Below are 6,824 nucleotides of genomic sequence, written 5' to 3'. Positions count from 1 at the left end.
ACGGCGGCCTGGACCACTCCGCCCTCCTGCGCGGCGTGGAACGCCTCTCCGGTTACGACCTCAAGGGCTGAGACCCGGTAGCGGTCCCGGACCGCGACCGGCACCGGACAACCGGCGCCGTGACCGCCGCACTGCGGTCAGGGCGCCGGTTCGCCGTTTCCTGCCGCGTCCTCGTCGCCGGCCGACGAGGACGCGGCCCCGGCGGCCGAGCCGAGGTCGAGGGTCGCCCGGGCGCCGCCACCGGGCAGGTTCTCGAAGCGCACGCACGCCCCCAGCACCCGCGCCTGACCGACGACGATGGTCAGGCCCAGGCCCAATCCCCGGCGGGCGCCGGTGCGGAACCGCCGCGGGCCCTCGCTGAGGAGCGCGTCCGGAAAACCGGGGCCGTGGTCCCGGACGCCGACGACCGGTCCCGCCACCTCGACCACCACCGGCGGCGCCGCGTGCCGGTGGGCGTTGGAAACCAGGTTCGCGATGATCCGCTCGACCCGACGGGGATCGGTCCGCACGGTGCCGTCCCGAACGACCCGGACCTCCGCGTCCTTCCCCGTCCGCCGCACGGCCCGTTCGGCGAGCGCGCTCACCAGGACGTCCGCGCAGTCCGCCTGCTCGACGCCGGGGACGTCCAGGCGCGCCACCTCCAACACGTCCTCCACCAGGTCGCGCAGGGCCGTGACGGACGTGGTGACCAGCTCGGTGGGCCGGCCCGGGGGCAGCAGGCCGGTGGCGGTGACCAGCCCGGCGACGGGGGTGCGCAGCTCGTGCGCGATGTCCGCGGTGACCCGCCGCTCGGCCTCCAGACGGTCGTTGAGGGCGTCCGCCATGGTGTTCACGGCGGCGCCCAACTGCCCGATCTCGTCCTTGCCGGCCCGCTGGACCCGGGCGGTGAGGTCACCGTCGGCGATCTGCCGCGCCGCCTTGGCGGACGCCCCGATCCGGCGCCCGATGACGGCCGCCGCCCCGCCGCCCAGTACGCAGCCCAGCACCGTGGTGGCCATCCCCGATCCCAGCAGCACCCGGTCGAGGTCGGCCAGCGCCCGGGCCTGCGGGGCGTAGGAGCGGCGGACGGCGATGACCTCGTCACCCTGGCGGGCGGCGGCCCACATCACCGGTCCGTCGGCGCCGCCGGGCGCGCTCAAGTAGGTGGCCCGCACCGGGCGTTCGGTGACGGCCCGCCGCAGGGCCGCGGGCAGCTCCGGCGGATCGACCAGGGCGCTGCCGCCGGTGCCGGAGGCCACGTCGTGCAGGGCCTCGACCAGCAGGTCGTCCACCGCGGTCCGGGCGTTCTGCTGCTGGTTCTCCGCGGTGCGGTGGTGGACCAGGAACCCGATGACGGTGGCGGCCAGTGCGGTCGTCAGGGCGATGACCAGCGCGGTCTTGGTACGCAGCCCCATGGTTCAGCCCGCGGTCGGGCACCCGCGGGGGCGGGTGGCCAGGTCCTCGCGCCCGTGGCGCGGCGAGAGCGGCGGGAACGCCGGGACGGCGTTCATGGCGCGGCTGCTCACGGTGCGGGGACGGGCAGGGGGACGTCGCGCAACTCGCGCGCCCGGTCGGGCGGCAGGTCCGCGGACCGGACCGTGGCGCGGGTGTAGTAGGAGACCCGCTCGTGGTGCTCCAGCCCGGACAGTTCCACCGTGGCCGGGTAGCCGGACGACGCACAGCCGGGCAGGCACCACATACCGCCGACCCGGCCGTTGGCGACGGCCTGGGGACCGCCCCAGCCGCGCCAGCTCAAGCTGGACAGCGAGGCGTGTTCGGTGAGCGCGAAGTGCGCCGGCCGCCCCAGGGGCTGGCCCATGGCGTCCGCGACGTACACCGGCCCGTGGGTGGCACCGGACTGCGGAGCCGCGCCCTCCACCCGCAGCGGGGCGACCTCCCCGCACCCCGCCACCGCCGTGAGCGCGACGACCAGCGCCAGCGCGGGCGCCGGACGCATCGGCTTCGGCTTGCCCACGGGCACCCTCTCGGTCGGACGGGTCGGCGGACCAGGGGTAACCCTGGAGGTCGCCAGCATCATACATTCCGCTTTTTTCGACCAAATCGATTCATAGGGCACGAGAATGGGTGGGGTGCGTACAAGGGGCATCCGCCCCGCCCGCCTCCGCGGGAGCGGTCAGCCCCGACCCTCCGGCGCCTCCCGCAACGGCCCCAGGAGCACCGGCAGTTGGGCCGGTCCGCGCATCAACCGCGTGCGCCGCCACGTGACCCCGTCCGCGCCGTCGGAACCCCCGGCACCCTGGCCCCCGCCCGCTGCCAGCCGCAGTCCGGGGAACCGCGCGAGCAGGACCTCGAACGCGATCCGCGCCTCGGCGCGGGCCAGCGGTGCCCCCAGGCAGTGGTGCGGACCGTGCCCGAACGACAGGTGCCCGCCCGCGCCCGACCGGGCCAGCCGCACGGCGTCCGGCTCGTCGAACCGCGCCGGATCGCGATTGGCGCCACCCGGGGAGACCAGCACCACGTCCCCCGCTCCGATCCGGACCCCGCCGAGGTCGAACGCCTCGGTGGCGTAGCGGAAGGTCGCCAGCGTCACCGGCGCCTCGTACCGCAGGAACTCCTCCACCGCGGCCGGCAGCAGCCCCGGATCGTCCCGCAGACGGGCGTGCAGCGCGTCGTCACGGAGCAGGGCCAGCGTCCCGTTGCCGATCAGGTGCGTCGTGGTCTCGTGCCCGGCGACCACCAACAGCACGGCCAGCGAGACGAGTTCACGCTCGGACAACCGGTCGCCGGCGTCCCGGGCGGCGATCAGCGCACTGAGCACATCGTCCCCGGGCGCCGCGCGCCGGGCCGCGATCAGCTCCGCCACGTACCCGGCCAGGGAGTGCGAGGCCCGGTCGGCGGTGTCCGGGTCCGCCGCCGCGAACAGGTCGTCGGACCACCGGCGCACCGCGGCCCGGTCCGCCTCCGGCACCGCCAGCAGCTCGCAGATCACCGCGATCGGCAGCGGCACCGCGAACCCCTCCACCAGATCGACCGGACCGCCGGCCGCCCCCGCCGACCGCCCCAGCTCCGCGGCCAGCCCCTCCGCGATCTCCCGGATCCGCGGCTCCAGCCGGCCCACCGCCGCCGGGGTGAAGGCCGCCACGGCCAGCTTCCGCAGCCGGCCGTGGTCCGGGGGATCGGTGGCCAGCATGCTCTGGCTGACGGCCGGTGCCAGATCGCGCCCGGAGGGCCGGTTGGCGAAATAGCGGGCGGTGTCCTTCGACAGCCGTCGGTCGGCCAGCGCCGCGCGCGCCTCGGCCCAACCGGTCACCACCCACGTCGTGCGGTCCTTCCCGGTCCGCACCCGCTGCACCGGGCCGCGCGCCCGGAGCGCGGCGAGCAGCGGATACGGATCCCGGGAGAACTCGGCGGATTCCATGGGGTCGTTCACTGGCGTCCTCGGCTCTCGCTCGCGGGTGGGGGCCGCGCCCGCCGTCCCGGGCCGGCCCGGGACCACGCCCGCACCGGCGCCGGCGGTGCCGCCCGGCCGGGATCCCAACCATCCGGGTGAGATCACGCCGCCGACGTGCGAGCGCGCGGAGCCCGGCGCACGCTGGAGGCATGTCCGAGCATCCGCCTGTCATCGTGCACCCACCGACCCCGTCCGGGGGACGCCGGGTGACCGTGCACGGGCAGATCGTCGGCCTGGCCCACGGCCGCGGCGACGTCGCGGAGTTCCTGCGCCGCGCGGGCGTCGCCGATCCGGCGCACGACGTCTCGCTGGACGACCCCCGCCTGGTCGAGTGGCGCGGCGGCTCCCTGGACGACTGGCCGATGCCGCCGGCGTGACGGCCCCGCCCCGGCCGGTGGAGCGGGCACGGTCCGCCGACCACCGAGGCACCCACCGCACCGGACGCCATGTCCGATTTCCGCCAGAGCGCGGGCGCGGGATGGCGCACAGTGGGGGGTGTGATGAGCGAGGACAGCAGGTACGAGGCGGTGCGGAGCCGGGACGCCAGGTTCGACGGGGCGTTCTTCTTCGCGGTGTCCACCACCGGGATCTACTGCCGGCCGAGCTGCCCCGCCACCACCCCGCGGCGGCGCAACGTCACCTTCTTCCCGACCGCCGCGGCGGCCCAGGGCTCCGGCTACCGGGCCTGCCGGCGGTGCCGCCCCGACGCGGTCCCCGGCTCGGCCGAGTGGAACGCCCGGGCCGACGTCGTGGGACGGGCGGTGCGGTTGATCGGCGACGGCGTGGTCGACCGGGAGGGCGTCGCCGGGCTGGCCTCCCGGCTCGGCTACAGCGCCCGGCAACTCCAACGGCAACTGACCGCCGAACTCGGCGCCGGGCCCACCGCACTGGCCCGGGCCCAGCGCGCGCACACCGCACGGGTCCTGTTGCAGACCACCGGCCTGCCGATCGCCGAGATCGCCTTCGCCGCCGGCTTCGCCAGCGTCCGGCAGTTCAACGACACCATCAAGGAGGTCTACGCCCTCACCCCGAGCGGGCTGCGGGCGGTCCGCCCCGGCGCCCGTAGCGGCCCGACGCCCCCGTCCGGCACGCCCGGCGTACTGCCGCTGCGACTGGCGTTCCGCGGCCCGTACGCGGCCCGGCAGGTCTTCGACCAGCTGCAGGCGCAGGCGCTCGGCGGGATCGAGGAGGTCACCGGGGCGCCCGGGCGCCGCACCTACCGGCGGACCCTGCGGCTGCCGAACGGCACCGGCATCATGGAGGTCGACGAGGCCATCGGCGACGGCTGGCTGGACTGCCGCCTCCACCTCGCCGAACTGCGCGACCTCACCACCGCCACCCAGCGCGTCCGCCGCCTCTTCGACCTCGACGCCGACCCGTACGCGGTCGGCGAACGGCTCGGTGCGGATCCCGCGCTGGCCCCGCTGGTCGCCCGTTCCCCCGGACTGCGCTCCCCGGGCACCGTGGACCCGGTCGAACTGGCGGTGCGGGCCGTCCTCGCCCGCCGGACCGGACCGGCCGCCGGCCGGGACCTGGGCGAACGCCTGGTCGCCGGCTACGGGGAGCCGCTGCCGCGCCCCGTCGGCGGCCTCACCCACCTGTTCCCGCGGGCCGCGGAACTGGCCCGGGCCCCGCTCGCCGGACTCGCCCCGTCCCCGTCGCGGGCCACCGCACTGCGGGCCCTCGCCGCGGCGCTCGCCGCCCGGGACGTCGTCCTGGACGCCGGCACCGACCGCGACCGGGCCGAACGCGCCCTGCGCGCACTGCCGGGCATCGGCCCGTGGACCGCCGGTTACGTGCGGATGCGGGCCCTGGGCGACCCCGACGTCCTCCTCGGCACACCGCCTTTGGGCACCACTCCGGCACTCTGGAGCCCCTGGCGCTCCTACGCCACCCACTACCTCCACGCGACCGACCCCGCCGGCGCCCCGGCCCGGCACTCGACCCAGGAAGAACGGATCGACGCATGACCCTGTACGCCACCCTCGACAGCCCCCTGGGCGAACTCCTGCTGGTGGGCGAGCGATCGGCCACCGCGCCCGGCGGCACCGCACTGGCCTCGCTCTCGGTCCCGGACCAGAAGCGCGGGGCGGTCGTCCAGGAGGGCTGGACCCACGACCCGGCCGCGTTCGCCGAGATCGCGAGCCAGCTCCGCGCGTACTTCGACGGCGCGACGGCACCGTTCACCGTCGAGTGCGTCCCTGGCGGCACCGAGTTCCAACAGCGCGTCTGGACGGCGCTGGAGGCCGTCCCGCGCGGCACGACCACCACCTACGGCGCGATCGCCACCGCCATCGGTGCCCCGCGCGGCGCCGTCCGCGCCATCGGGACGGCCATCGGCGCCAACCCGCTCCTGGTGGTCCGCCCCTGCCACCGCGTCATCGGCGCCGACGGCTCGCTCACCGGATACGCGGGCGGCCTGGCGCGCAAGCGGCTGCTGCTGGACCTGGAAGGCGCGGCAGCGGACGCCGCCTGAGACGGCGCGGCCCGGGCGCTCCGGACGGGGGTCGGAGCACCCGGGCCCGACCGTCACAGCATCGACCCGCCGGTCACGTCGATGCGCTGGCCGGTGATCCAACGGGAGTCGTCGGAGGCGAGGAAGGCTACGACGTCGGCGATGTCGGTGGGCCTGCCCAGCCGGTTGAACACCGAGATGGCGGCAAGTGCCGCGTGCGCTTCGGGAGTTGCCCGCATGGCGGCGTTCATGTCGGTTTCTATGAAACCGGGTGCCACGGTGTTCACCGTGATGCCGCGGTCACCGACGTCCTTGGCGAGGGTGCGGGTGAGGGTGTCGATCGCGCCCTTGGAGACCCCGTAGGCGATCGTCGAGGGGAAGGCCGTGCTCGTCACCGCGGACGAGACGTTCACGATCCGCCCGCCGTCCCGCATGCGCCGCAGACCGTGCTGGATCAGGAAGAACGGGGCCTTGGTGTTGACCGCGATGGTCCGGTCGAACTCCTCCGGTGTCACGGCGTCGATGTGGCCGGGCAGGCTGATCGCGGCGTTGTTGACGAGGACGTCCAGGCCCGGTTCCGCGCCGGCCGCGGACAGTTCGGCGTCGAAGGCGGCGAACAGCGCCTCAGCGTCGCCCGGGACGCCCAATTCGGCGGCGATCGAGAACGCCCGCCCGCCGGCCTCCTGGATGCTCTCGACGGTCTCCTTGGCCGCGATGTCATTGGTCCCGTAGTGGACGGCGACCAGCGCTCCGTCCTGGGCGAGGCGCTGCGCGATGCCCCGGCCGATGCCGCGGCTGGATCCCGTTACCAGCGCGGTCTTTCCGTAGAGGTCACCCATGGTGGTTGTCGGCCTTCCGTAGTGCTGAGCGCGGTTCGTTGTCACCGTGATCGGTGGATGCGCGGGCACGTCGGGCCGTCCGGCGGGTCAACCGGCATGGTGCGGCCGCCCGGGTCCGGCCCGACGCTCGCCCGCACAC

General features: G+C 75.6%; 7 protein-coding genes. 3 read left to right on the top strand and 4 right to left on the bottom strand.

The genetic code is table 11. From position 1 onward, the window contains the following. Positions 1 to 137: 137 nt before the first annotated feature. From ACJ6WD_RS36175 to ACJ6WD_RS36165, 3 genes are all read right to left on the bottom strand, one after another. Positions 138 to 1,394, bottom strand: a complete 1,257-nt coding sequence (locus tag ACJ6WD_RS36175) for a HAMP domain-containing protein (RefSeq protein WP_376580986.1) — start codon at positions 1,392 to 1,394, stop codon at positions 138 to 140. A 107-nt stretch (positions 1,395 to 1,501) separates the two neighbouring features. Beyond that, on the bottom strand, positions 1,502 to 1,954 hold the full coding sequence (locus ACJ6WD_RS36170) for a hypothetical protein (RefSeq protein WP_233661017.1): 453 nt from the start codon (positions 1,952 to 1,954) through the stop codon (positions 1,502 to 1,504). A 159-nt stretch (positions 1,955 to 2,113) separates the two neighbouring features. Then, positions 2,114 to 3,370, bottom strand: a complete 1,257-nt coding sequence (locus ACJ6WD_RS36165; RefSeq protein WP_407617355.1) for a cytochrome P450 — start codon at positions 3,368 to 3,370, stop codon at positions 2,114 to 2,116. Between the two features lie 170 nt (positions 3,371 to 3,540). On the opposite strand from ACJ6WD_RS36165, the gene ACJ6WD_RS36160 reads away from it, so the two are divergent. The 3 genes from ACJ6WD_RS36160 to ACJ6WD_RS36150 all read left to right on the top strand — a co-directional run bounded on the left by ACJ6WD_RS36160 (position 3,541) and on the right by ACJ6WD_RS36150 (position 5,867). Next, positions 3,541 to 3,768: a hypothetical protein gene (locus ACJ6WD_RS36160; RefSeq protein ID WP_233661018.1), complete on the top strand. Its 228-nt coding sequence runs from the start codon at positions 3,541 to 3,543 to the stop codon at positions 3,766 to 3,768. 123 nt (positions 3,769 to 3,891) lie between these two features. Next, entirely contained in the window at positions 3,892 to 5,361 is a 1,470-nt protein-coding gene (locus ACJ6WD_RS36155) for an AlkA N-terminal domain-containing protein (protein WP_407617354.1), read from the top strand. Next, complete coding sequence (locus tag ACJ6WD_RS36150) at positions 5,358 to 5,867, top strand: methylated-DNA--[protein]-cysteine S-methyltransferase (protein WP_376558192.1); 510 nt, start codon at positions 5,358 to 5,360, stop codon at positions 5,865 to 5,867. Before ACJ6WD_RS36155 ends, ACJ6WD_RS36150 begins: the two co-directional genes overlap by 4 nt. Before the next feature lie 53 nt (positions 5,868 to 5,920). On the opposite strand, the gene ACJ6WD_RS36145 is transcribed toward ACJ6WD_RS36150, so the two are convergent. Beyond that, the gene (locus tag ACJ6WD_RS36145) at positions 5,921 to 6,685 is read right to left on the bottom strand and encodes an SDR family oxidoreductase (RefSeq protein WP_376445711.1); all 765 of its coding nucleotides are present in this window, start codon (positions 6,683 to 6,685) and stop codon (positions 5,921 to 5,923) included. Between the last annotated feature and the right edge of the window lie 139 nt (positions 6,686 to 6,824).

This window comes from Streptomyces sp. VTCC 41912, assembly GCF_045799175.1.
In the GTDB taxonomy this organism is placed as follows: Bacteria; Actinomycetota; Actinomycetes; order Streptomycetales; family Streptomycetaceae; genus Streptomyces; species Streptomyces albulus_C.
The sequence above is the reverse complement of the archived record's forward strand: the minus strand, read 5'-3'. Positions and strand labels throughout refer to the sequence as shown.